Source organism: Streptomyces sp. NPDC020742, assembly GCF_040641675.1.
Taxonomy (GTDB): Bacteria; Actinomycetota; Actinomycetes; order Streptomycetales; family Streptomycetaceae; genus Streptomyces.
The window spans coordinates 21,512-45,568 of record NZ_JBFAEA010000001.1 but is presented as its reverse complement, the minus strand read 5'-3'; the positions used below and the strand labels follow the sequence as shown (position 1 = coordinate 45,568).

Annotated in this window: 21 protein-coding genes and 1 tRNA gene; 15 read left to right on the top strand and 7 right to left on the bottom strand. The window is 74.3% G+C overall.

From position 1 onward, the window contains the following. The first annotated feature begins 248 nt into the window (after positions 1-248). Both AB0G84_RS00210 and AB0G84_RS00205 read left to right on the top strand, forming a co-directional pair. Complete coding sequence (locus AB0G84_RS00210) at positions 249-1,319, top strand: ATP-grasp domain-containing protein (RefSeq protein ID WP_361313251.1); 1,071 nt, start codon at positions 249-251, stop codon at positions 1,317-1,319. Between the two features lie 83 nt (positions 1,320-1,402). Next, complete coding sequence (locus AB0G84_RS00205; protein WP_361313249.1) at positions 1,403-2,707, top strand: NAD(P)-binding domain-containing protein; 1,305 nt, start codon at positions 1,403-1,405, stop codon at positions 2,705-2,707. Positions 2,708-2,918: 211 nt separating this feature from the next. Here the strand turns inward: AB0G84_RS00205 and AB0G84_RS00200 are convergent, their stop codons facing one another. Beyond that, positions 2,919-3,383, bottom strand: a complete 465-nt coding sequence (locus AB0G84_RS00200; protein ID WP_361313246.1) for a hypothetical protein — start codon at positions 3,381-3,383, stop codon at positions 2,919-2,921. A gap of 255 nt (positions 3,384-3,638) precedes the next feature. On the opposite strand from AB0G84_RS00200, the gene AB0G84_RS00195 reads away from it, so the two are divergent. Continuing rightward, the gene (locus tag AB0G84_RS00195) at positions 3,639-5,069 is read left to right on the top strand and encodes a tetratricopeptide repeat protein (protein WP_361313244.1); all 1,431 of its coding nucleotides are present in this window, start codon (positions 3,639-3,641) and stop codon (positions 5,067-5,069) included. A gap of 73 nt (positions 5,070-5,142) precedes the next feature. On the opposite strand, the gene AB0G84_RS00190 is transcribed toward AB0G84_RS00195, so the two are convergent. After that, positions 5,143-5,736, bottom strand: a complete 594-nt coding sequence (locus tag AB0G84_RS00190; RefSeq protein WP_361313242.1) for a histidine phosphatase family protein — start codon at positions 5,734-5,736, stop codon at positions 5,143-5,145. A 260-nt stretch (positions 5,737-5,996) separates the two neighbouring features. On the opposite strand from AB0G84_RS00190, the gene AB0G84_RS00185 reads away from it, so the two are divergent. From AB0G84_RS00185 to AB0G84_RS00160, 6 genes are all read left to right on the top strand, one after another. Continuing rightward, the gene (locus tag AB0G84_RS00185) at positions 5,997-7,208 is read left to right on the top strand and encodes a hypothetical protein (protein ID WP_361315014.1); all 1,212 of its coding nucleotides are present in this window, start codon (positions 5,997-5,999) and stop codon (positions 7,206-7,208) included. Then, the gene (locus AB0G84_RS00180; protein ID WP_361313239.1) at positions 7,199-8,749 is read left to right on the top strand and encodes a hypothetical protein; all 1,551 of its coding nucleotides are present in this window, start codon (positions 7,199-7,201) and stop codon (positions 8,747-8,749) included. Before AB0G84_RS00185 ends, AB0G84_RS00180 begins: the two co-directional genes overlap by 10 nt. Positions 8,750-8,789: 40 nt before the next feature. Further along, positions 8,790-10,157 (top strand): AAA domain-containing protein, encoded by a 1,368-nt coding sequence (locus tag AB0G84_RS00175; protein WP_361313236.1) that lies wholly within the window; start codon positions 8,790-8,792, stop codon positions 10,155-10,157. A gap of 104 nt (positions 10,158-10,261) precedes the next feature. Then, complete coding sequence (locus AB0G84_RS00170; protein WP_361313233.1) at positions 10,262-10,645, top strand: hypothetical protein; 384 nt, start codon at positions 10,262-10,264, stop codon at positions 10,643-10,645. 200 nt (positions 10,646-10,845) lie between these two features. Continuing rightward, positions 10,846-11,520, top strand: coding sequence for a hypothetical protein (locus tag AB0G84_RS00165; protein WP_361313230.1), 675 nt, complete (start codon positions 10,846-10,848; stop codon positions 11,518-11,520). Between the two features lie 56 nt (positions 11,521-11,576). After that, positions 11,577-11,650: transfer RNA gene (locus tag AB0G84_RS00160), tRNA-Lys, on the top strand. A 111-nt stretch (positions 11,651-11,761) separates the two neighbouring features. Here the strand turns inward: AB0G84_RS00160 and AB0G84_RS00155 are convergent. After that, a complete protein-coding gene (locus AB0G84_RS00155) occupies positions 11,762-13,000 on the bottom strand; it encodes a M6 family metalloprotease domain-containing protein (protein ID WP_361313227.1) in 1,239 nt (412 codons plus the stop codon). A 366-nt stretch (positions 13,001-13,366) separates the two neighbouring features. Here AB0G84_RS00155 and AB0G84_RS00150 point away from each other — a divergent pair, with 366 nt between their 5' ends. Continuing rightward, a complete protein-coding gene (locus AB0G84_RS00150; protein ID WP_361313224.1) occupies positions 13,367-15,163 on the top strand; it encodes an EAL domain-containing protein in 1,797 nt (598 codons plus the stop codon). A 21-nt stretch (positions 15,164-15,184) separates the two neighbouring features. Here the strand turns inward: AB0G84_RS00150 and AB0G84_RS00145 are convergent, their stop codons facing one another. From AB0G84_RS00145 to AB0G84_RS00135, 3 genes are all read right to left on the bottom strand, one after another. Then, positions 15,185-16,312 carry an LLM class flavin-dependent oxidoreductase gene (locus AB0G84_RS00145; protein WP_361313221.1) on the bottom strand — a complete coding sequence of 376 codons (1,128 nt, stop codon included), beginning with the start codon at positions 16,310-16,312 and terminating at the stop codon, positions 15,185-15,187. A gap of 88 nt (positions 16,313-16,400) precedes the next feature. Continuing rightward, on the bottom strand, positions 16,401-17,126 hold the full coding sequence (locus tag AB0G84_RS00140; protein WP_361313218.1) for an aspartate/glutamate racemase family protein: 726 nt from the start codon (positions 17,124-17,126) through the stop codon (positions 16,401-16,403). 250 nt (positions 17,127-17,376) lie between these two features. Further along, positions 17,377-18,288 (bottom strand): decarboxylase, encoded by a 912-nt coding sequence (locus tag AB0G84_RS00135; RefSeq protein ID WP_361313216.1) that lies wholly within the window; start codon positions 18,286-18,288, stop codon positions 17,377-17,379. A 207-nt stretch (positions 18,289-18,495) separates the two neighbouring features. Here AB0G84_RS00135 and AB0G84_RS00130 point away from each other — a divergent pair, with 207 nt between their 5' ends. Next, positions 18,496-19,461 (top strand): D-2-hydroxyacid dehydrogenase, encoded by a 966-nt coding sequence (locus AB0G84_RS00130; RefSeq protein WP_361313214.1) that lies wholly within the window; start codon positions 18,496-18,498, stop codon positions 19,459-19,461. Between the two features lie 81 nt (positions 19,462-19,542). Then, positions 19,543-20,973, top strand: a complete 1,431-nt coding sequence (locus tag AB0G84_RS00125; protein WP_361313212.1) for an amidase — start codon at positions 19,543-19,545, stop codon at positions 20,971-20,973. On the opposite strand, the gene AB0G84_RS00120 is transcribed toward AB0G84_RS00125, so the two are convergent. Beyond that, a complete protein-coding gene (locus AB0G84_RS00120; RefSeq protein WP_361313210.1) occupies positions 20,954-21,454 on the bottom strand; it encodes a DUF3830 family protein in 501 nt (166 codons plus the stop codon). The two genes, AB0G84_RS00125 and AB0G84_RS00120, sit on opposite strands and share 20 nt — an antisense overlap. A 178-nt stretch (positions 21,455-21,632) precedes the next feature. Here AB0G84_RS00120 and ehuB point away from each other — a divergent pair, with 178 nt between their 5' ends. From ehuB to ehuD, 3 genes are read left to right on the top strand one after another with little or no spacing between them, the layout of a single operon-like run. Next, the gene (gene ehuB / locus AB0G84_RS00115; protein ID WP_361313208.1) at positions 21,633-22,568 is read left to right on the top strand and encodes an ectoine/hydroxyectoine ABC transporter substrate-binding protein EhuB; all 936 of its coding nucleotides are present in this window, start codon (positions 21,633-21,635) and stop codon (positions 22,566-22,568) included. Next, positions 22,565-23,296 carry an ectoine/hydroxyectoine ABC transporter permease subunit EhuC gene (ehuC, locus tag AB0G84_RS00110; protein ID WP_361313205.1) on the top strand — a complete coding sequence of 244 codons (732 nt, stop codon included), beginning with the start codon at positions 22,565-22,567 and terminating at the stop codon, positions 23,294-23,296. The genes ehuB and ehuC overlap by 4 nt, the downstream gene beginning before the upstream one ends. Before the next feature lie 32 nt (positions 23,297-23,328). Beyond that, on the top strand, positions 23,329-23,946 hold the full coding sequence (ehuD, locus tag AB0G84_RS00105) for an ectoine/hydroxyectoine ABC transporter permease subunit EhuD (protein ID WP_361315011.1): 618 nt from the start codon (positions 23,329-23,331) through the stop codon (positions 23,944-23,946). The last annotated feature ends 111 nt before the right edge of the window (positions 23,947-24,057 follow it).

Sequence of the window (24,057 nt, the reverse complement as noted above, 5' to 3'; positions counted from 1 at the left end):
CGCAGCCGCGCCCGCTCCCGGGGAGCCGGCGGCCACGGCTCGGCGGGGGGCGACGGCCACGGCTCGGCGGGGGGGCGACGGGCGGTCCGGGAGGCGCCCGTCACCTCCGGGCCGCCCGCCGCACGGCGCACCCCGCGGCGGGCGCCCCCACGCCCCATCGAGGCGCACGCCCCATCGAGGAGAACCCGGTCCATCGAGGCGCCCCATCGAGGCAAACCCGGTCCATCGAGGCGAAGGACTCCCCCGTCATGCCCCCGTTCGACACCGAGGTGCCCGTCCTGCTGCTCCGACTCGCCCCCGGACCGGCGCCCCGCGGCACCCTGGGCGCGGTCCGCTCACTGGGCCGGGCGGGCCTCGAGGTGCACACCGCGGCCGCCCCGGCGCGCGGACCGCTGGACCGCTCCCGCCACCTGTACCGGGCCCATGTCCTCCCGGCGCCGGGCCCGTTGGCACCCGACCGGCTGCTGGAGTTCCTGCGCGACCTCTCCGACCGCATCGGCAGGCCCGCCGTCCTCCTCCCGATGGACGACCGCGCCGCGATCACCACCGCCCGGCTCGCCGGCCCCCTGCTGGGCCGCTACCTGCTGCCCGGCCAGCCGCCCGACCTGCCCGAACGCCTCGCCGATCGGGCCCGACTCGCCCGGCTGTGCCGGGAGTTGGACCTGCCGCACCCGGAGACCGCCGTCCCCGCGAGCGCCCGGGAGGCCGCCGGTGCGGCGCGCGCACTCGGACTGCCGCTGGTCGCCAAGTGGAGCCGGCCGTGGCTGCTGCCCCCGTCCGCCGGGCTGCGCGGCACCGCCCTGGTGCGCAGCCCGGACCAGGCCCGCCGGCTGTACGAGCTGACCGAACGCGCCGGCAGCGCCCTGCTGTTGCAGCGCCGGCTGCCCCGCGGCCCGGACACCGACTGGTTCTTCCACGGCTGCTTCACCCGGGGCGGCGCCTGCCTGTTCGGCGGCGCGGGCCGTCGCCGGCGCGCCGGTCTGCTGTGCGCCCGTCCGGTGGCGGCCGGCCGCCGCCCGCCGCCGCTCCCGGTGGAGCGGGCCGCACTGCACCTGGCCGGGCGGCTGAACTACCGCGGCATCCTCGGCCTGGACTTCCGCCGCGACCGCCACGGCCGCTACCACCTGCTGGGCGCGAGCCCCCGCCCCGGCGCGCCGTTCCGCCTCGTCACCGACCCGGACTCCGGCCTCGACGCCGTCCGCGCACTGCACCTGGACCTGACGGGCCGTACGGTGCCGGCCGCCCCCGGCGTGCTGACCGGCGCACCGGCTCCGCCCGCCACCCCGGCGGCGCCACCCGGCGCGCCCCGGCGGGCCTGACCCGGCGGCACCACGCGGCTCCCGGCGCGTACCGCACCTCCCCCGTTACCGCACCGCACGACCAGAAAGAGCAGGGACGATCCATGTACGACCTCGTGGTGGTGGGCGCCGGCCCCTACGGACTCTCGATCGCCGCGCACGCGGCGGCGGCCGGACTGCGGCTGCGGGTGCTGGGCCGGCCGATGGCCTCCTGGCGCGCGCACATGCCCGCCGGCATGCTCCTGACGTCCGAGCCCCGGTCCTCCAGCCTCGCCGCCCCGGGCGGCCGGCACACCCTGGCCGAGTACCGCGCCGCCCAGGAGCTGACCGCCGAGCCCGGCGCCGCCCCGCTGACCCTGGACACCTTCACCGCGTACGGCAGGTGGTTCGGCGAGCGGGCGGTGCCGCAGATCGACGAGGTCACCGTCACCGCGGTCCGCCCGGACGGCGATGGCTTCCAGGTGGAGACGGACACCGGCGAACTGATCGCGACCCGGACCGTGGTCCTCGCCCTCGGCCTGCGCCCGTTCGCCCACCGCCCCTGGCCGCTGCTCGAACTGCCCCCGGAACTGGCCTCACACAGCAGCGACCACCACGACCTGAGCCGCTTCGCCGGCCGGGACGTCGCCGTGCTCGGCGCCGGCCAGTCCGCGCTGGAGACCGCGGCCCTGCTGGCCGAACAGGGCGCCCGGCCCTGCCTGGTGACCCGCGCCGGCCGGCTGCGCTGGCAGGCCCCGCCGCCCCCGGACGGCGGCCGGCTGCGCTCCCCGCGCGCCCCGCAACCGGGGCCCGGCACCGACTGGCCGCACCGGGTGTGGGCCAGGGCCCCGTGGGCGGTGCGCCGGCTCCCCTCGGCGACCCGGGTGCGGCTCGCCCGGACCCCGGGCCCGGCCGGCGCCTGGTGGCTGCGGGACCGCTTCGAGTCGGCGGTGCCGGTCCTGCCGGGCCACCGCCTGCGGGCCGCGGCCCCGCACGGCGACGGGGTGCGCCTCCACCTCACCCACACCGACGGCCGGCCCGAGACCGTCGGCACCGACCATGTGGTGGCGGCCACCGGCTTCACCCTCGACCTGGGGCGGCTGCTACTGCTCCACCCCCGGGTCCGCACCGGCCTACGCACGGTGGACGGCAGCCGCGCCCCGGAGCTGGGCCCGGGGTTCGAAGCGTCCTGGCCGGGGCTGTTCTTCGCCGGCCCGCTGACCGCGCCGTCGTTCGGCCCGTCGATGCACGCCGTGTACGGCACCGCCTTCACCGCGGCGCGGCTGCTGCGCGGGGTCCAGCGCCGCCTCGGTGACCGGCGCGGCGACCGCCGGGGCGCCCTGGCCATCCCCCGCCCGGCACGGGACAGCGCACCGACCGCCGCCGGCGGCCCGGCCCCGGACGCCCCGGCAGGCGAGACGCTGCACTAACGGGGAAGGACAGACCGAGAGCAACCGACCAACGGGGCACCCGGACACCCGGACACCCGGTCACCCGGACGCTCAGACACCCAGTCACCCGGCGGCGCGGCGGTCCGGCCGTCTGGCCGTCCGGCGGTCCGGCCGTCTGGCCGTCCGGCCGTCTGGCCGTCCGGCCGTCCGGCGGTCCGGCCGTCTGGCCGTCCGGCGGTCCGGCCGTCCGCTACTGGCAGCGGTCGACGGCCTCGATGGTGCGCGCCGCCTCGCCGAGCGCCGCACGCAGCACGGCGGGGTCGGTGGCCGCGGCGCCCGCGCCCTCCGGCGGCACCAGCCAGCCGGTGCCGCTCACCGGCGGGCCCTCCACGGCGTCCTCGCCGCACAGCGCGCCGAGTGCCAGGCCCCGTCCGTGGGTCTGGGTGCAGGCGCTGCCGGGCACGTCCCACCCGTCGGCCGTGCCCGGCGGCACCAGGAAGCCGAGGGTGGCGCAGGCGCCGTCGTGCAGGACGGGGCCGACGCCGTCCCGGAGCCGCAGGATGTCGACCGCCTCCAGGCCCTGCCGGGCGGGCACCGTGACCAGGTCACAGGGCGGGGCCGCGGCACCCGCCCCGCCCGTCGCGATCTGCCTGCGCAGGCCGCCGGCCCGGCCCGCGGACCCGGTGCCGCCCCTGCTCACGCCGGTCTCCCACACGGAGAACCCCTCCTCCTGACACGCCACACCCTTTACACCGGGTTCAACGGTCCGGCCTGTCAACAGCTACGGCGGCGTAACGCTGCAAAGGATGGCAGTTCATGGCAGATCGCGCGTGAGATATCCGATTTGTAGCCAAACTGTGCGTATCGGCTCCGTCACAGCCGGTACGGTCTTCCCGCCGCACCGCCAGGTTGCGGTACCGCCACCAGATGGCACGGAGAGGGCACGGAAAGGGCACCGAGAAAGGCAGCCATGACGTCGCCAACGGCAGGTCCAGCGTCGTCCCGCACCGTACCCGCCCGCCCGAACACCGCCTTCCGGCAGCTGCGCGGCCGGCTGTCACCGGGCGAGTTCGCGGCGGCGGTCCGACGGGCCGCCCGTGAGATCGGTGAGCAGGTCTCGTGCGACGCCCGCTATGTGGGCCGCGTGGAGTCCGGGGAGATCCGGTGTCCGAACTACGCCTACGAGCGGGTGTTCCGGCACATGTTCCCCGGGCTGACGCTGCCGGACATGGGCTTCGCGCCGCGCGAGGCGGTACGCGGACGGGGAGCGCGTACGGCGGCGGTCCGCGCCGCGCGCCTGGCAACCGAACCCGACCACCGCGATACCCGTATCCAGATCCACGAGGAGAGCGACGTGCTGCGTCGCGCGTTCATCACCGGGGCCCCGGCAGCCCTGGGTTTCGCCGCCCTGCACCCGATGGAGGCCGCTGCCGCCTCCGCCCCCGTACCGGGGCCGCGCCTACCGGCCGGCGGCCGGGCCGGCGCGGCCGAGGCCACCGCCGTCGAGGAGGCGGTCCGCCGGATCCGGCTGCTGGACGACCGGCACGGCGCCGAGGACCTCTACCGCCGCGCCACCCAGCCGCTGCGCACCGCCTACGAGTTGCTGGAGTGCGACGTCCGGCGCCGCGCGGTGTCCGACCGGCTGCACACCGGGGCCGGCGAACTGGCCATCACCGTCGGCTGGCTGGCGCACGACTCGGCCCGCTTCGACGACGCCCGCTCGCACTATGCGGAGGCCCTGGCCACCGCCCGGGTCTGCGGCGATGCCGCCCTGGAGGCGCACGCCTTTTGCAACACGGCCTTCCTGGCGCGCGACGCCGGCCGGCCGCGGGAGGCGGTCCGCGCCGCGCAGGCCGCCCAGCAGGCCGCCCGGCACCTGGCCTCGCCCCGGCTGCTGTCGCTGCTGGCGCTGCGCGAGGCGGGCGGCTGGGCGGGGCTGGCCGACCGCTCCGGCTGTGAGCAGGCGCTGGCCCGGGCGGAGCGGCTGTTCGCCGGTGGGGCCCGGGACGGCGACCCGGAGTGGATGACGTTCTACGGCGAGGCGGAGCTGGCGGGCCTGGAGGCGCAGTGCTGGTCGGCCCTGGGCGACGCGGACCGCGCGGCTGAGTACGCACGGCGGGCGGTGGCGCTGCAGGACCCCCACTTCACCCGCAACATCGCCCTGTTCACCGCGGAGCTCGCGGGCGACCTCGCGGACAGCGGCGCTGCGGAGGAGGCCGCGGCGGCCGGGGAGCGGGTGCTGGCGCTGCTCGAGGAGGTCCGCTCGGCCCGGATCCGGACGATGCTCGGCCACACCGCCCGTACCCTGCGGGCGCACCGGGACAGCGGTCCGGTCGCCGACTTCCTGGAGCGGTACGAGACCTCGCCGGCCGGCGGCGAGGCGGCGGCCCCCGCGGACTGACCGTTTCCCGGGGCCCGGCGGCCTCCGGGCGCGGATCAGCCCGGCGCCCAGCGCCAGGCACCGGGCGCCGTGGTCAGCCCAGGTGCCCGGTGTCGTTCCAGCGCTCGATCGCGGGCTCGCCGTACGCCCAGCCGAGCACCGACAGGGACGTCGGCTCCAGCCGGATGCGGGCGGCGAAGGAGATGTCCAGGCCCAGCCAACGGGCGCCCAGGGCGCGCAGGATGTGACCGTGCGCGAAGACCAGCACATCGCGCTCGGCGGACCGCGCCCAGCCGACGACCTCGTCCGCCCGCGCGGAGACCCCGGCGAGCGTCTCGCCCTCGGGCACGCCGTCCCGCCAGATCAGCCAGTCGGGCCGGCCGGCCTTGATCTCGGCCGGGGTCAGCCCCTCGTACGCGCCGTAGTCGAACTCCATCAGCGCGTCCCACTCCTGCGCCCGGTCGCCGAAGCCGGCCAGTTCGCAGGTCTCCTTGGCGCGCACCAGGGGGCTGGTGCGGACCTCGACGCCCGGCAGGCCGTCCCAGGGGGCGCGGTGCAGCCGCTCGCCCAGGAGCTTGGCGCCGCGTCGGCCGCCGTCCAGCAGCGGGATGTCCGTACGGCCGGTGTGCTTGCCCGCCTGGGACCACTCGGTCTGCCCGTGCCTGGCCAGGAATATGCGCGCTGCCATGGGGTGTTACCTCTCGCCGATCGCTCGGCCGGTTGGTGCTCGGTGCGGGCGGCGTCGACCGCGGGGCTTCCATTCTCCCGCACCGGCCGATTTGTCCGCGGCCGGGCCCGTCGCGGGACGGCCCGGGAGCGGTGCGCCGGCCCTCCCGGGACGCGGCGGCACGCGGGCGGGCGCCCGCGATGTCAGTGCCGGATGCGAGACTTCGGCGGGTGAACGTTTCCCGCGACGGCCGACCCGCGACGGCCGCTCCCCCGGCAACGCTGCCGGCGCCGGCACCGAGCCTGCGGCAGCGGCTGGGAGCGCTGCGTGGCCCCGGCGTACACCCCCGCTCCCTGGACGCCCGCGCACTGGCCGCGCTGGCCGCCAACCCCGGCTGCCGGCGCCGCGCGCTGCTGGACGGCGCCGGCATCGACAAGGCCGCACTGGCCCGGGCCCTGGGCTCGCCCGCGCCCTACGGCCAGTCGCAGTTCGCCATCGTCCGGGGCAACGCCTTCGAGGCCCGGGTCAAGGCCGACGGCGGGGCGGAGCTCCTGCGGCTGCTGCACCAGCGCCTGGCCCCGGGCACCCCGGCGCCCGAACCGGACGGGGTCGCCACCCCCGACCTCGCCGCGGCCGGCCCCGAGGGGCGCGCGGCGCGTACGGCGCTGGCGCTGCGCGAGGCGACGGCGGCCGGCGGCTGGGCGCTGCTCGACCACCCGATGCTGGCCGTCCAGGTGGCCGGGTCGCCGGCGTATGTGGAGCCGGACGCGGTGGTGGTGCACCCAGACGGCAGCTGGACGGTCGTCGAGATCAAGTCCTTCCCGATGATCGACGGTGCGGCGGACGCCGCCAAGGTGGGGGCGGCGGCGCGCCAGGCGGCGGTGTACGTGCTGGCGCTGGAGCCGGTCGCCGCGCACGTCGGCGCGCACACCGGCCGCACGGTACGGGTGCGTGACCGAGTGCTGCTGGTGTGCCCGAAGGACTTCTCCAACCTCCCCACGGCCGCGGCCGTCGACGTCCGCAAGCAGCTGGCCACGACCCGGCGGCAGCTGGGCCGGCTGACCCGGGTCGAGGAGATCGCCGCCGCGCTCCCGGAGGGAACGACCTTCGACCTGCGGCTCGCCGAGGACGGCAGGACCGCGACCCGCCCGGCGCAAGAGCTGGCCGAGGCGGTGGAGACGGTCGGCGCGGCGTACGCCCCCGAGTGCCTGGCCGCCTGCGAGCTGGCCTTCCACTGCCGCGGCCGGGCCCGTGGCGAGGGCGCGGTGGAGGCGCTGGGGCGCGGCGTACGGGGCGAGTTGGGCGGGCTGCGCACGGTCGAGGAGGTGCTGGCGGCGGCCACCGCCCCGGAGGGGCCCGGGGGCGCGGACGACGGGGCGGACCCGGACGATCCGGCCGTCGCCGCGCTGCGCCGGGCCGCCGCCCTGCGCGCCGAGGCGCTGGCGGGCAGCGGCCTGCCGGCACCGCGTACGGAGGAGCCGGGATGTCGCTGATCGAGACGCTGGCCAGGATGGAGGCGGTGGCGGCGGGGCGCGCGCGGCCGCGGTGCACGGTCCGGCACCGCCCGCTGTCCGAACGCCCCCTGGTCCTGGTGCCGTTGACCACCGCCGGTGAGGCCGGCGCCCCGCTGGGCGCGCTGGTCGGCACCGACCGCGAGAAGCCCGTGCTGCTGACCGTCCCGCAGCCGCGCGACCGCGATCTGCGGTTCGCCTTCCTGGCGGAGTTGGCCGCGACGGTGCTGCCGTACGTCGACGGGTTCGCCGACGACATCGAGTGGGAGGAGCGCAAGGAGACCGACCCGGAGACCGGCAAGAAGGTCCCGGTGCAGGTCGAACTGTGCGCGGATGCCCCGCAGTTGATCGTGCCGAGCACCGCGGGCATCGAGTTCGTCCGGCTGCTGGGCCGCTCGATGCGGTTCCGCCGGACCGCCGAGCAGGACCCGGAGGCGCCCTACCCCGCGCCGTCGCACGTCCCGCTGCTGGGCCGCTGGCTGACGCACCTGGGCGAGCGGGCCCGGGTGCCCGGCTCCGGCCTGCTGGTGTCCATGACGGGCCTGCTGACCCGCCACTGGGCGACGGGCCAGAGCGCGCTGGAGGACCAGCACCTGGGCGCGCTGCTCGCCTGGATCGACCCGCCGCCGGGCCGGTCGGGCCGCGAGGCGGCCGGGCACGCGGAGTGGGCCCGGGACGCGGCGGGGCAGCTGGCCTGCCCGCCGGCCGGTCCGGCCACCGACCCGGCGTTCGACAACCAGCTTCTGGCGCCCGCGATGGCCCGCTACGACGCCGGGCTGCCGGGCGCCGAGGACGCGCTGCGGACCCTGGTCGAGGGGCAGTTGCGGCCGACCTGGGAGGCGGTGTGGCGGGGCGTGGACCTGCTGCGGGCGCTCCCCGAGGGGGCGCGGGTGGCCGACCGTTGGAAGCGGGACCGCTGGTCCTACACCGCGCACCGCGACCGGGTGCGCGCCGGGGAGCCGCCGCAGCCCCGCCAGGACGACGCGGTGACCGCCGCGCAGAAGCTGTCCGCACGGGAGAGCGCGCAGGCCCAACTGGACGCCCAGGAAGCGCTGGACGACCCGTTGGTGATGGCGGGGCGCCGGCTAGCCGGGGAGGCGTTCGTGGGGACCGTCACGGCCGTTGAGATGGCGATGTCCGAGGGCCGGCGCCCGATGCCGCGCCCGCTGGTCACGCTCCGCACGGACGACCGTCCGCACCTGGCCGGGGGTGGCAAGCTCTACCGCCCGCTGGCCGACGGGAAGTCCCAGCCCGCCGAGTTCGTGGCGTTCGCCGACGGGGATCCGGGCGCGCCGGTGGTGCGGCTGACCGGCGGGATGGGCCGGGGCAAGGTCCCGGAGCCCGGTTCGGTGCCAGAGGAGGGCCAGGCGGTGTGCTGGACGCTGTTCGAACACGCCCCGCGCGGCGGCCCGGAGCTTCCGGACCCCGAGGACACGCCCTGGACGCACGGCGGCCCGCCGCCCGGTGCCGGGGACGCCCCGCGGGAGACCGCCGACCCCCTGACCCCGGAGGACTTCCTGTGACCCCCGCCCGCCACTCGACCAGCCGGGAGACCACCGCCGTATGACGGCTGATCAGGACACCGGCGCCACCGGCGCCCGGTCCGCCTTCGACCCCGCCGCCGCGGCCGCCGCGGCCACCGAAGCGATCCTGCACGACACGCTGCACGGCACCCGCCGCGGGGTGGTCGTGGACTCCCCGCCCGGGGCCGGCAAGTCCACGCTGGTGGTCAAAGCGGCCCGGGAACTCGCCGCCGCCGGCCGCCCGTTGATGATCGTGGCGCAGACCAACGCCCAGGTCGACGACCTGGTGCTGCGGCTGGCCGCGAAGGACCCGGAGCTGCCGGTCGGCCGGTTGCACAGCAGCGAGCCCGGCGCCTTCGACCCGGCGCTGGCCGCGCTGCCGGCGGTGCGGACGTCCGCGAAGGCCGCCGATCTGGCCGGGATGGACGTCGTGGTGTCGACGGCCGCCAAGTGGGCTTACACCACGGTGGAGACGCCCTGGCAGCACGCCATCGTGGACGAGGCCTACCAGATGCGGTCGGACGCGCTGCTGGGGGTGGCCGGCCTCTTCGAACGGGCGCTGTTCGTGGGCGATCCGGGCCAGCTGGACCCGTTCAGCGTGGTGGGCGCGGAGCAGTGGGCGGGCCTGGCGTACGACCCGTCGTCGAGCGCGGTCTCCACCCTGCTGGCGCACAACCCCGACCTGCCGCAGCACCGGCTACCGGTCTCCTGGCGGCTGCCCGCCTCGGCCGCGCCACTGGTCTCCGGCGCGTTCTACCCGTACACCCCGTTCCGCAGCGGCACCGGCCACGGCGACCGGCGGCTGGCGTTCGGTGTGCCGGGCGACGGCTCGGGGGTGGACCGGGTCCTGGACGAGGCCGCCGCATCCGGGTGGGGCCTGCTGGAGCTCCCGGCCCGCCACACCCCGCGCACGGATCCGGAGGCGGTGCGGGCGGTGGCCGTGGTGGTGCGGCGGCTGCTGGACCGCGGCGGGGCGGCGACCAGCGAGCAGCAGGACGCTCCGGAGCCCCTGACGGCGGCCCGGATCGCGGTCGGCACGGCCCATCGCGACCAGGCCGCGGCCGTCCGTACGGCGCTCGCCGACCTGGGCGTGTCCGGTGTCACCGTCGACACCGCCAACCGCCTCCAGGGCCGGGAGTTCGACGTCACGGTCGTGCTGCACCCGCTGTCCGGCCGCCCCGACGCCACCGCCTTCCACCTGGAGACCGGCCGGCTGTGCGTGCTGGCCTCCCGCCACCGGCACGCCTGCATCGTCGTCTGCCGCGCCGGGGTCGCCGACCTGCTGGACGAGCACCCCTCGACCGAACCGGTCCGGCTGGGCGTCACGGTGAAGTTCCCGGACGGCTGGGAGGCGAACCACGCGGTCCTGGCCCACCTGGCGGAACACCGGGTGCCCTGGCGGCCGTAGGGGCGCGGCAGGTGCGGCCCGCTGCGCCGGGGACGCCCGCCGCCGTGGGCCCCCTTGCGCGGAGCGGGACAATGGAATGCGGCACACGATCTGGAGGTACGTACATGTCCGAGCCGCGACCGGCTCCCGATCCGCGCGGGGCGACGTCCCGTCCGCGGCGCATGCGGCCCGCCCAGCTGCTCTTCGAGCCGCCCGAGGCCGTTGCCGACCCCGAGCACTTCTTCGACCTGGAGTCGATGGAGGATCCACGGGAGCTGCTCAGCCGGGCCACGGAGCTGACCCTGGCGTTCCGCGCCGCCGCCGACCGCGCGACGGAGTTCCAGGCGCTGGCCGCGGCGCAGCTGTGCGACCCCAGCCGGTTCGACCGGCTGCCGCTGGCCGCGCTCGCCGAGCAGGCGGAGTGGACCGAGGACTACGCCCAGAAGATGGTCGAGTTCGGCCGCAGCCTGATGCGCAGCGGCAGTTCCGTGCTCGGCGACCTGGACTGAGCGCCCCGCCCCCGCGACTCCCCGACTCCCCTCGTCACAGAATTCACATCCACCCCACACGCCTCGTAACGGCTCATGGTCCATGATCATGGGCCGCTGGCATATGCGAAGGGGGCACGATAAGGGCTCCCCCGCACCCCTGTCCCGGGTTCCGCCAATAAGCCAAGCCGGTACGCGTCGCATCGGTAGACCTGTCCCTCATGAGCGACTGGCTGCCCGAGACCCCCCGCACCCTGGCCTTTCCCACCACCTCGTACGTCACGCTCGCCGGCGCCGACTGGCTCGCCTCGGCCAGCCCCCGCCCGGACGACCTGCAGGCGCACTGGGCCCTGCAGCCGGCCGCCCCCAGCGTGCTGCCGTGCGGCACCGCCTTCGACGTGATCAACGCCCCGGCGCTCTTCGGGCGGCGGATGGTGGACCGACTGTGGTCCGACGGCCCCGGCTCCGGCCCGGTGGCCGCGCACCGCGGACGGATCCTGCTGTTCGCCGCGCCGGGCACCGCCCAGCGGCTGCCCGCGCTGCTGGTCTGGGAGGAGTGGGGCGCGGCCGTCCCGCCGCTGCTGTGCCACGGCAGCGGCGACGCGGTGACCATCCCGCCGCTGCACCCGCACCCGGGGACCGGCACGCCGCACGCCCGGCCCGCGTACACCGACGCCCCGTCCGCGTACGACGGCGCCGGCGGCCCGGGCGCGGGGGCGGCCGACCCGGCCTCGCCCGGCCTCTCCCGCTGGCTGGTCGCCCCGGACGTCCGCAAGCCCTGGCTCCCGGGGGCCGACATCCTGCTGTGGGCCTGCGTCCGGGCCGCCCGCGCAGCGGCCGGGGCGCAGCGGGAAGCCGCAGCTCAGCACCCGGTTTCGGCGCTGGCGGGGAGCTGAGGCGAACCGATTTTTGTGCTCCCCGATCAGGATGCTAATGTTTTCCCCGTCAGCAGGCGCCGCTAGCTCAGTTGGTTAGAGCAGCTGACTCTTAATCAGCGGGTCCGGGGTTCGAGTCCCTGGCGGCGCACAGACGGTCGAAGGCCCCCACTCCGGTGGGGGCCTTCGTCATGCCCGGACACTGCGCCTACGGGACGGCCGGCGCCTACGGGATGGCCGGCGCCGGCGCGACGGGCCGCCGTCAGCCGCGGTCGATCTTCACCGCCCAGTCCCCGTCGCTGGACCGGCCCGCCACCTGGATGCGAACGCCGTCCTCGGTGTCGTCCATGCTGTCGCCCACCCCCAGGGGCGCGTCCGCGAGCGGCGGGTAGACGGAGGTGCCCCAGCAGGCGGAGGTGCCCGGGTGCCCGTCCAGGACGCGCACCGGGCCCGACCCGGAGGGGGTTTCGCTGGAGACGCGGTAGACCAGGACGCCCTCGGAGCACAGCGCACGGTCGTTGCCCATGGCCGCGCGCCCCTCGATGGCCAGCGCGCTGCCGATCCCCGTACGGACCACCAGGAGGCGGGGGCGGCGCTGACTGCGGGGTTCCTTGGGGGCGGCCAGGGAGCGCAGCGAGTGCATGGCGGGGCCGGTCAGGTCGATGCAGTCGACCTGGTTGTCGGCGATCCAGCCGAGCTTCCACTTGTGCCAGGCCAAGGGGTCGGGCGCCAGTCCGAACTGGCTGCCCATGAGATCCCAGTCCCCCACATAGGTGTCCCAGTCGCCCCGACCGTCCTTCGGGCGGTGGTACAGGTCGGGCAAATCGAAGACATGACCGGTCTCATGCGCAAGGACATTGCGATCCGGTGGACTCTGCTCGAAGACGGTCACAAACCGACGCAGATCACGGTCGTCGGCATGCATCGGCTGATCGAGGTTGACCACCTTCGTCGCGTCCGAATCGACACCAGGAGCGCCCGGATCGGCCACGAAATAGACCATGTCGTATCGCTTGAAGTCCACCGATGGATCGGCTGCGGCGACCGCATCCCGCAGGTAGGCCGCCCGCCGCCCGGCGTCCCAGTCCCGCTGTATCCCGTAGGCGACGGACGGGCGCGGCATCCGCACCCAGGACCGGTGCACGTGCGGGCGCAGCCGGAACCTGCCGTACGAGGCGCGCTCGAAGAAGGCGGAGGTGGCCGGGAAGTAGTCGCGGGAGAGCCGCTGGGGAGTGGCGCGGGTCCGGGAGTCCGGGAAGGAGAGGTAGATCATCACCGCGTCGAGCGGCCGGTCCGGGCGGGTGTAGGCGCCGTCCCAGCCGTCGACGCCCTCGGAGTGGTGGGCGTCGGTCCGACCCAGCGCACAGGAGAGGGCAGCCTCGGAGGCGGTGGCCGGGCCGGCCACGATCGAGGTCGCGATGAGCGCGCTCAGAGAGGTGATGACGGCCGCGATCCGCCGTAGGCGACGGTCCACCCCCTCGGGTCTCTGGGTGCGCGGCACACATACCTCCAGGGACGGATGCGGAGACCTCCTCTACCCTGTGGCGATTTAATGCTATTCGTCCTGTTTTGACGCGTTTCCAAGGCCCAGACGAGTGACCGGCGCGACTCCAACGCGCCGTAACGGAACGTCACAAACGACCAAGGGGGCAATCGGTACGAACAGAGCCGAGCAGAAATGGCCGAAGTTCCGTCATGCGGGCCGACGATCACGGCTGCGTCGCTGGATCGGCCGTTGCGCCAGCCTCTATGATCGCCACACTTTCCAGCGCGAGAAGCACCTCACGAGACCAGCGCCATGCGGGAGCGAGCAGTGAGCGGACACCCCGACGGCCCGGGCCGCACCCCTGGAGCGACACTGCCCTCGGTGACGGAGCGTAACGGTACGACCAAAGAAACCCCCGAGGCTCGGCCCTCCCCTGCCGACGGCTGCGACGACGCCGCCGCCTCCCTGGGCGACTACCGCGCGGCCTTCCACGCCGGACGACTGGCGATGGCGGTGCTCAACAGCGACGGGCTGGTGCTCGCCGCCAACCCGGCCTTCGGCGAACTGGTCGGCACCGCCCCGGAGAAGCTGGTCGCCGCCACCGCCGCGGACCTCACCGACCTCGGCGCCGACCCCCGGGTGTGGACCGCCTACCGCGAGGTGCTGTGCGGCCGCAGCGAACGGCTGCGCTGCACCCGCCGCCTCAAACACCCCGAGGGCCACTCCGTCTGGGTGGAGGTCACCGTCGAGCCCTTGACGCCCGAGCCGCTCAGCGGCGAGGAGCGGATGCTGCTGTCGGTCGCGGACATCAGCGACCGGCACGATCTGCTGGCCCGGCTGCGGCATCTGCAGATGCACGACCCGGTGACCCGCCTGCCCAACCGGGCGCTGTTCTTCGAGCGGCTCGCCACCGCCCTGGAGACGGCCGCCTTCGAGCCGTCCGGCACCGGCCGGATCGGCCTGTGCTACCTCGACCTGGACGGCTTCAAGGCCGTCAACGACACCCTCGGGCACCGGGTCGGCGACCGGCTACTGAGCGCCGTGGCGCAGCGGCTGACCCGCTGCGCGGAGAGCGGCGCGGACCGCGGGGCGGGCCGCGGCGGGCATCTGGTGGCGCGGCTCGGCGGCGATGAGTTCGCCCTCCTGGTGGAGGACTCCACCGGCACCGACCAACTGGCCGAGCTGGCCCAGTCCGTCCTGGACGCGCTGCAGCGCCCGTTCGACCTGGCCGGGCAGCGGCTGTCGGTGTCGGCGAGCATCGGGGTGGTGGAGCGGACCGCCACCGGCACCACCGCCACCGGCCTGATGCAGGCCGCGGACACCACGCTGTACTGGGCCAAGGAGGACGGCAAGGCCCGCTGGACGCTCTTCGACCCGGAGCGCAACGCCCACCGGATGACCCGGCAGGCGCTCTCCAGCACCCTGCGCCCGGCCGTCGATCGCGGCGAATTCACCCTGGAGTACCAGCCGTTGATCGGCCTGGGCGACGGCCGGGCGCAGGGCGTGGAGGCGCTGGTGCGCTGGCGGCACCCGCAGTTCGGGACGCTGTCGCCGAATCGGTTCATCGCGCTGGCGGAGGAGAACGGCGCGATCGTCGAACTGGGCCGCTGGGTGCTGACCCGAGCCTGCCACCAGGCACGCGCCTGGCAGCTGGCGCACCCCAGCGACCAGCCGCTTTTCGTCAGCGTCAATGTGGCCGTGCGTCAGGTGTGGGACTCCGACCTGGTCGCGGACGTCGCCGGGATCCTCGCCGAGACCGGGCTGCCGCCGGAGCTGCTGCAGCTGGAGCTGACCGAGTCCGCGGTGATGGGCTCGGCCGGCCGGCCGCTCCAGGCGCTCCAGGCCCTGAGCGACATGGGCGTACGGATCGCCATCGACGACTTCGGCACCGGCTACTCCAACCTCGCCTACCTCAGCCGCCTCCCGGTCTCCGTGCTGAAGCTGGACGGCTCCTTCGTCCGCGGCTTCCGCTCCCAGGAGCACCCCAACCCGGCGGACGAGATGATCGTCGAGGCCCTGGTGGCGCTGGCGCACCGGCTGGGCCTGACGGTGACCGCCGAGTGCGTGGAGAGCGCCGAACAGGCCGAGCGGCTGCGCCGGATCGGGTGCGACACCGGGCAGGGCTGGCTCTACTCGCGGCCGGTGGCGCCCGACCGGGTCGCTGCGCTGTTCATCTGAGTCCGCCCGGAGCCACCGGCGTCAGCAGCCGTAGGCGTCCGCGATCAGCTCGTAGGACCTGAGCCTGGCCGCGCCGCCGTGGGCGTTGGACGTGATCATCAGCTCGTCGGCGCCGGTGCGCTTGGCGAGGTCGTCCAGGCCCTGGCGGACCGCGTCGGGGGTGCCGTGCACGACATTGCCCAGCCAGCCGTCGACGAAGCCGCGCTCCAGCTCGTTGAAGCGGTACGCCTCGGCCTCCTCCGGGGTGGGGACCAGACCGGGGCGCCCGGTGCGCAGCCGGACCATCGACAGCGCGCCGGTCAGCACCTGGCGGCGGGCCTCGCGCTCCTCCTCCGCGGCCAGCGCCGCTACCCCGATCAGTGCGTACGGCTCGGAGAGCAGCTCCGAGGGGCGGAAGGACGCCCGGTAGAGGTCGAGCGCGGGCAGGGTGTTCGCCGCCGAGAAGTGGTGCGCGAAGGCGAACGGCAGGCCGAGCGAGCCGGCCAGTCGGGCGCTGAAGCCGGAGGAGCCCAGCAGCCACAGGGGCGGACGGTGCCGGGACTGGACGCCGCCGGGCGAGGTGGCCTGCACCGGTCCGGGGACGGCGTGGATCCGGGCGTACGGGTGGCCGTCGGGGAAGGAGTCGTCGAGGAACCGGGTCAACTCGGCCAGCTGCTGCGGGAAGTCCTCCGCCCCTTCGTGCAGGCGCTCGGCCCTGCGCAGGGCGGCGGCGGTGGCCCCGTCGGTGCCCGGCGCACGGCCCAACCCGAGGTCGACCCGCCCGGGGGCCATCGCCTCCAGGGTGCCGAACTGCTCGGCGATGACCAACGGGGCGTGGTTGGGCAGCATCACACCGCCGGAGCCGAGCCGGATCCGCTCGGTGTGCGCGGCGAGATGGGCCAACAGCACCGCCGGGGAGGAGGAGGCCACACCGGGCATGGAGTGGTGCTCGGCGACCCAGTAGCGGTGGAAGCCGCGGCGTTCGGCCGTACGGGCGATCGCCACGGCGGTGCGCACGGCGTCCGAAGCGGTGCTGCCGGCGCCGACCGTGACCAGGTCGAGCACGGAGAGCGGGACCGGGGCGCTGCCCCGGGCCACGCCCCGTATGCCGTCTCCGCCGTCGCGGATCGTCTCTCCCGTGGCCCGGGTCCGGTCCTCTTCGCCGCTCACGTACGGGTCCTCCTCATCTGGCGCGGACTCTGCGCGGAGGACAACCGGAGACCTTCTCCACTTATTCCCGGGCCCGGGGCACGGCCGGTCAGCCGGCGGCGCCGGGGGAGAAGAGCGTCCCCAGTGCCGGGCAGGAGACCGTCCGGTCCAGCAGCCGCAGCCCCTCCCAGACCGTCACCTGATTGGCGGTGAGCACCGGCTTGCCCAGCTCGGCTTCGAGGGCCGGGAGGTGTGCGGCGGTGTGCAGCGCGGTGTCCGGCAGCAGGACGGCCTCGGCGTCCGGGTGGTCGCCGGCACGGGCAAGGGCGAGCACCTCCTCGCGGCCCCAGGTGCCGACCTCGGCGGCGGTGATGATGCCGCTGCCGCGGGTCGAGACGACCTCCGTACCGGCGGACTTCAAGAACGCGCGGAAGTGCTCGGCCACGTCCTCCGGGTACGTCGCGGCGATCGCGACGCGCTGGGCGCCCAGTGCCTGCACCGCGTGCGCGAAGGCGAACGAGGTACTGGAGGCCGGCAGCGCGGCGGTCGCGGACAGCTCCCTGACCTGTTCCTGGGCGCCCTCCCAGCCGAAGACGAAGCTGGCGCTCGTACAGGCCCAGACCACGGCCCGGGCGCCGTGCCGCTTGAGCTCCGCCACGCCGGCCGCCAGCCGGGTGGCGGAGCCCATCTCCAGCAGCGCGTCGACCCGGTGGGCGTCCTCGCCGATGTCGGTGTGCACGAGCGGCAGGCGGACCGAGCCGCCCAGGATCGTCTCCAGCCGGGGGTAGTCGTCCTCGGCGGAGTGACCGGGGTAGAGGAAGCCGACCGATGCCATGCAGGTCTCCCTTGCGTGTACGGCTGCGGGTGCCGGGGTGTTCGTGGGTACGGGGTGCTTTCGGCTAGTGCGGTGCGAGCGGCGGGAACAGTGAGAGCTCAGGGAACCGCGAGCACCGCGGGGACGGCGGAACGGCGGGAACGGCGGGGCGGATTCAGGGCGGGAACGGCGGAAGGGGAAAGGGGCGCTGCCGGCTGTGCGGCGGGGGCGGCCGGCAGCGTCCGGTGCGGGGTTCGGGTGCGGACCGGCCTCAGACCGGGGGCAGCGAACCGGGATCCTCCGGTGAGTAGGGCGGCGGTTCGACGCCGTCCACCGGCTCTCCGTCGGGCGGGGCGGGCGATGCGGCGAAGGCCGCCTCGGGGGTCGCCGGCGGTGCCTGGCCCGGTCCGGCCGGATCGGACCCGGTCATCGCGGCCGGGCCGCGCCGTGCCACCGGGTCGAGCAGTGCCTGGTACGGCCCCACCGCCTGGACGCCGATGGCGCGCAGCGCGGCCCACATCGTGACCTGGTTGGCGGAGAGCACCGGCATCCGCAGCTCGGCCTCCAGCTGTGGGATGGCGTCGTAGGTCGGCAGGTTCGTACAGCTGATGAAGAGCGCGTCGGCGGCGCCGACGACGGCCGTGCGGGCCATCTCCACGACGTCGCGGTAGGGCACCTTCCAGATGTGCCGGGTCAGTCCGAGATAGGCCCGGCCGGTGACCGTGATGCCCGCCTCCCCGAGGTAGCCCTCCAGGGAGTCGGTGACCGATTTCGTATAGGGCGTGACCACGGCGATGCGCCGCGCGTCGATCTCGCGCAGCGCTTCGATCAGTGCGCCCGAGGTCGTGAGGGAGGGAACCTCCCCGGCCTGGACCATGGCGGCGCACATGGCCCGCTCGCCCGCGACACCGCCGACGAAGCTGCCGGAGGTGCAGGCATAGCAGATGACCTGCGGTGATACCGCGCAGAGTGCCTGCACGGCAGCGTCCAGGGTTTCGTGCTCGCTGACCAGGCGGGCCAGGTCGAGGCTGACCTCGACGGGCACGAACGGTGTTCGGGTGAGGTGGAGGGACACATCGTCGGGCACCCAGCGCCACAGTTCACGGTCGAGTGCGAAGTCAAAAGGGGCGACAACGCCCACACCGAGCTGAGGCTGGGGGCCACCCAGAAAAGAGACGTCCATTGAAGGCCCCTAGAAAACGAAGGGCTGATGGCCAGGCCAGTGGCCGGGGATGAGGTGCAGCCGGAGCAAGCCGGGACGTCGGGACAGATGCCGTTGTTGACACGGTAGATACGACTTCTTAGCGTGGTCAATCCTCGCATCTCAGGCACCTGCCCGCGGACCCCTTTCCAGTGAAAGGGGCTCACGTTTCAGAACGGTTTCCGGCCTATGACTGCACCCACCGTCCTCGTCCTGGGCTCCGACCCGCCGCCGAAGCTCGACCGGCTCACCGGACGGGCCCGGGTGATCTTCACCGACGAGGCCTCGCTCGCCGACCGACTCCCCACCGCCGATGCCCTGTTGGCCTGGGACTTCACCTCCGGGGCGATCCGCGATGCCTGGCCCGAGGTCGGCCCCAGACCGGGCTGGGTGCACACCGCGAGCGCGGGCGTGGACCAGCTGCTGTGCCCGGCGCTGGTCGCCGACGACACGGTCGTGACCAACGCCCGGGGCGTCTTCGAGCAGCCGATCGCCGAGTACGTCGCCGGGCTGGTGATCGCCATGGCCAAGGACTTCCACGGAAGTTGGGAGCTCCAGCGGCAGCGGCGCTGGCAGCACCGCGAGACGCTGCGGCTGGCCGGCACCCGCGCCGTCGTGGTGGGCTCCGGGCCGATCGGCCGGGCCGTCGGGGCGACCCTGCTGGCACTGGGTGTCAAGGTCGACCTGGTCGGCCGGCGGGAGCGCCCGGACGATCCGCAATTCGGCCTGGTCCATGCGAGTGAAGCGCTGAACGGCCTGCTGCCCCAGGCGGATTGGGTGGTCTGCGCGGCGCCCCTGACGGACGCCACCCGGGGGCTGTTCGACAAGGCGGTGTTCGGCCTGATGCCGCCGCGGGCGCGGTTCCTCAACGTCGGGCGCGGCCCCCTGGTCGTCGAGGCGGACCTGGTCGCGGCGCTGCGCGAGCGGCGGATCGCGGGCGCCGCGCTGGACGTCTTCCAGCACGAGCCGCTGACCGTGGACAGCCCGCTGTGGGACGTGCCGGGGCTGCTCGTCTCGCCGCACATGAGCGGCGACACCCTGGGCTGGCGGGACGCGCTGGCCGAGCAGTTCCAGGACAACTTCGACCGGTGGGCGGCCGGCGAGCCGCTGCTCAACGTCGTCGACAAACGACTCGGGTACGTGCCGGTGCAGTGACGGCGGGCCGGCCGGCGCCCGGCGCGGGCCGCCCCGCCCCCACCTGCCGTCCCGCCGGGGCGGCCGACGCGCGGAGGACGCATGACCACCGACCCCACTCACCTCGCCGACCTGACCGCCACCGAGCTCACGGCCGGGTACGCCGCCGGCGCCTTCTCCCCCGTCGAGGCCGCCCGGGCGGCGCTGGAGCGGGCCGAGGCCGCCCAGCGGGCGACCAACTGCTTCACCCGGATCGACGCGGACCGGGCGCTGGCAGCCGCCGGGGAGTCGGCGGAGCGCTGGTGGGCCGGGGCGCCGGCCGGCCCGGTGGACGGGGTGCCGGTGACCGTCAAGGACCTGATCCTGACCCGCGGGGCGCCCACCCTGCGCGGGTCGCTGACGGTGCGGGAGGAGGGCCCCTGGGAGGAGGACGCGCCCTCGGTGGCCCGGCTGCGCGAGTCCGGCGCGGTGTTCCTGGGCAAGACGACCACGCCCGAGTTCGGCTGGAAGGGCGTCACCGACAGTCCGCGGCACGGGGTGACGGGCAATCCGTACGACGCCGGGCGGACCGCGGGCGGCTCCAGCGGCGGCAGCGCGGCGGCGGTGGCGCTGGGCGCCGGGCCGTTGAGTCTGGGCACGGACGGCGGCGGTTCGGTGCGCATCCCGGCGTCCTTCTGCGGGATCTTCGCGCTGAAGGCGACGTACGGGCGGGTGCCGCTGTACCCGGCCAGTCCCTTCGGGACACTGGCACACGTCGGGCCGATGACCCGCGACGCGGCGGACGCGGCGCTGATGATGGACGTGATCACCGGTGCGGACTCGCGGGACTGGTCGCAGCTGGGGCCGGCCGCCGGTTCGTTCCGTCAGGCGCTGGCCGGCGGGGTGTCCGGGCTGCGGGTGGCCTTCAGCCCGGCGCTGGGCCAGGACGTGGTGGTGGCCCCGGAGGTCACCGCGGCGGTGCGGGGCGCGGTGGAGACGCTCGCCGAGCTGGGCGCGCACGTCGAGGAGGCCGATCCGGCCGTCGGCGATCCGGTGGAGGCGTTCCACACGCTGTGGTTCAGCGGGGCGGCCCGGGTGGTGCAGCACCTGGACGAGGCCGACCGCGCGCTGCTGGATCCGGGACTGCGGGAGATCTGTGAGCAGGGCGCCCGCTACAGCGCGCTGGACTATCTGGCGGCGGTCGACACCCGGATGGCCCTGGGGCAGGCGATGGGCCGCTTCCACCGCACCTACGACCTGCTGGTGACGCCGACCGAGCCGCTCACCGCCTTCGCGGCGGGCACGGAGGTGCCGCCCGGATCCGGCCACACCCGCTGGACGGGGTGGACGCCGTTCACCTACCCCTTCAACCTCACCCAGCAGCCGGCCGCGACGGTGCCCTGCGGGGTGGACGGCGACGGCATGCCGATCGGCGTCCAGCTGGTCGGCGCGCGGCACGCGGACGCGCTGGTGCTGCGCGCCGCGCACGCCCTCTACGAGGCGGGGACCGCGCGGATCCCCGCCCCGCCGGCCCTCAGGCCCGCCGGAAGCTGAGGGTCTCCCCCAGGGCGCCGGCCCGCCACAGGTCCTGACAGGCGTCGGCCATCCGGTCCAGGCCGTCGACGACGCTGCCCCACACGATGCCGGGCACCCAGCCCGCGTCACCGTTGATCAGCAGGTTGTTGCGCTCGTAGAAGAGCGCGAGGTCGACGACGGTGGCGCGGCCCTGGTGCTTGGCCTGCCGCTCGTAGCCGTACGAGGCGGTACCCAACTGGGTGTCGCTGAAGGTGAAGTAACACAGATCGCCGGGGATCGGAGTGATCGTCGGGTTCTCCAGCGGCGGCTCCTCGGGGGCGAAGGGCTCCAGGAGGGCGTAGATCTCATTGCGGGCGTATTTGGCGTGGTAGACGTCGCCGCCGAGCGGCAGGGCGTCCCATACGGCGTTGCAGGTGATCGGCGCGCGGTCGTCGAGCAGTTTCGCCGTGCAGCTCACGCCGCGCTTGTCGAGCGAGACTTCGATGAAGCGATCGGTCATGCTCAGATCGTAGGGGGGCAATACCGGCGTACGGAACAGCATGGAACAGCACCGAACGACTCCTGACCGCTTGCCCGGAACGACTCCTGACCGCGTGCAGGGAACGACTCCCGAACGCTTGCATCAAGGGCTGGAAACGATCGGCATATCTTCCGACAGTCCGGGTAGCCGCGCGCCCATGCCTCCACCACCATGGAACACCTCAGAGAACACCGGCAGATTGCCCTCCGGCATCCGCCGCCGGTCGCTGCTCGCGGGGGTAGCGGCGCTCGGCGCAGCAGGTGCCCTGGGCGCCACGGGCTGCTCCCGGGTCGATGTCTCCGGTGCGACGGACGGCGGGCACCTGCTCGACGACCTGCGCCGCAAGGGCACCGTCCGGATGGGGATCGCCAGCGAACCGCCCTATGCCTCGATCAACAACAAGGGTGAGCTGACCGGCGAGGCACCCGCGGTCGCCAAGACGATCTTCCAGCGGCTGGGCGTGAAGCACTTCGAGCCGGTGCCGGTCGAGTTCGGCGCGCTGGTACCCGGGCTGCACTCCTTCCAGTTCGACGTGATCGTCGCCGGCATGTTCATCAACAAGGCGCGCTGTGCGGCGGTGCTCTTCTCCGACCCGGACTACGAGTCGAAGGACGCCTTCCTGGTCCCGAAGGGGAACCCGCACAAGATCAAGGACTATCCGGACATCGCCCGGCAGCACCTGAGGATGGGCACCGGCATCGGATACGCCGAGATCGACTACGCGGTCGGCAACGGTGTCAAGAAGAGCGAGATCCAGACCTACGGCGACCAGATCGCCGGAATGGAGGCACTGGAGGCGGGCCGGATCGACGTCTTCGCCGGTACCGCGCTGACCATGATCGAGGCGCTGAAGACCGGTCAGCACCCGAAGGTGGAGATGACCCCGCCGTTCACCCCCAAGGTCGACGGCAAGCCCCAGCGGGACGGCGGCGGCTACGGCTTCCGGATCGGCGAGACCAGGCTGCGGGACGCCTTCAACCGCGAGCTGCAGAAGATGAAGAAGAGCGGCGAGCTCCTGCGGATCGCCAAGCCGTACGGCTTCACCGAGGAGTTCATGACCGACCTCACGGCGAAGGAGCTCTGTAAGAAGTGACCTCTGCGCTGTGGAAACTCTTCTTCGAAGGGCTGTGGATCACCGTCCAGCTGATGGTCTACAGCGCCGCGCTGGCCGCCACGGTCGCCTTCAGTGTCGGCCTGGCCCGCACCTCGCGGTTCTGGATCGTCCGCTTCCTGTCCGGGGTGTACGTGGAGTTCTTCCGCGGCACCTCGGCGCTGGTGCTGATGTTCTGGCTGTTCTTCGCGCTGCCGCTGCTGGGCTGGCAGCTCGTCGGCATCTGGGCCGGCACCCTGGCCCTCGGCCTGTCGTACGGCGCGTACGGCTCGGAGATCGTGCGCGGCGCCCTGCAGGCGGTGGCGCCCGCCCAGCGGGAGGCGGCCATCGCGCTGAGCTTCAGCCCCTGGCAGCGGCTGCGGAAGGTGATCCTGCCGCAGGCCGTCCCGGAGATGATGCCGCCGTTCAACAACCTACTGATCGAGCTGCTCAAGGGCACCGCGCTGGCGTCGCTGCTGTCGATCGGTGAGCTCACCTTCCAGGCCAAGCTGGCCCGGCTGTCGACCGGCCAGAGTGCCCAGGTCTACGGGATCATCCTGGTCCTGTACTTCGCGGTCGCGTTCGTGGTGACCCGGATCATGCGGCTGCTGGAGCGGCGCGCCAAGGCCTCGGTGGGCCGGGAGGTGCCCAAGGGCGAGGGCTGGTTCTCCCGCAAGCTGCCCGTCGAGAAGCAGGGACCCGAGGCGCTGGCCACCGGAGGGAAGCCGTGAACAACTGGTCATGGAGCTATGTCGGCGAGATCATGCCGGACCTGCTCAAGGGGCTGTGGATCACCGTCCAGGCGACCATCTACGGCTCGCTGGTGTCCTTCGTGCTCGGTCTGGTGTGGGCGCTGCTGCTGCGTTCCGGCAGCCGCTGGGTGACCTGGCCGGTCAGCATCGTCGTGGAGTTCATCCGCAACACCCCGCTGCTGGTACAGCTGTTCTTCCTGTTCTTCGTCCTGCCCAACTGGGGGCTGACCTTCGCGCCACTGACCACGGGCGTGATCGGCCTGGGGCTGCACTACTCGACGTACACCGCCGAGGTCTACCGGGCCGGGATCGACGGGGTGCCGCCCGGCCAGTGGGAGGCCGCCACGGCGCTGAGCCTGCCGCGCCGGCGCACCTGGACCGCGGTGATCCTGCCGCAGGCGTTCCGCAGGGTGGTGCCCGCGCTCGGCAACTACGTGATCGCGATGTTCAAGGACACGCCGCTGCTGGCCGGCATCACCGTCGCCGACATGCTGTTCCAGGCGAACAGCATCAGCGCCACCACCTTCGACTACCTGGAGCCGATCACCGTCGTCGGCATCCTCTTCGTGGTCATCTCCTACCCCACCTCCCTCCTCCTGCGAGCCCTGGAGCGTCGCCTTGTCCGCTGACAGCAACCACGCGAAAGACCCCAAGGACCCCAAGGGTCCCCAGAGTTCGGCCCAGGAGAAGATCACCCCGGCCGAGGGGGGAACTCCCCCCGCTACCGCCGGGGGGACCCC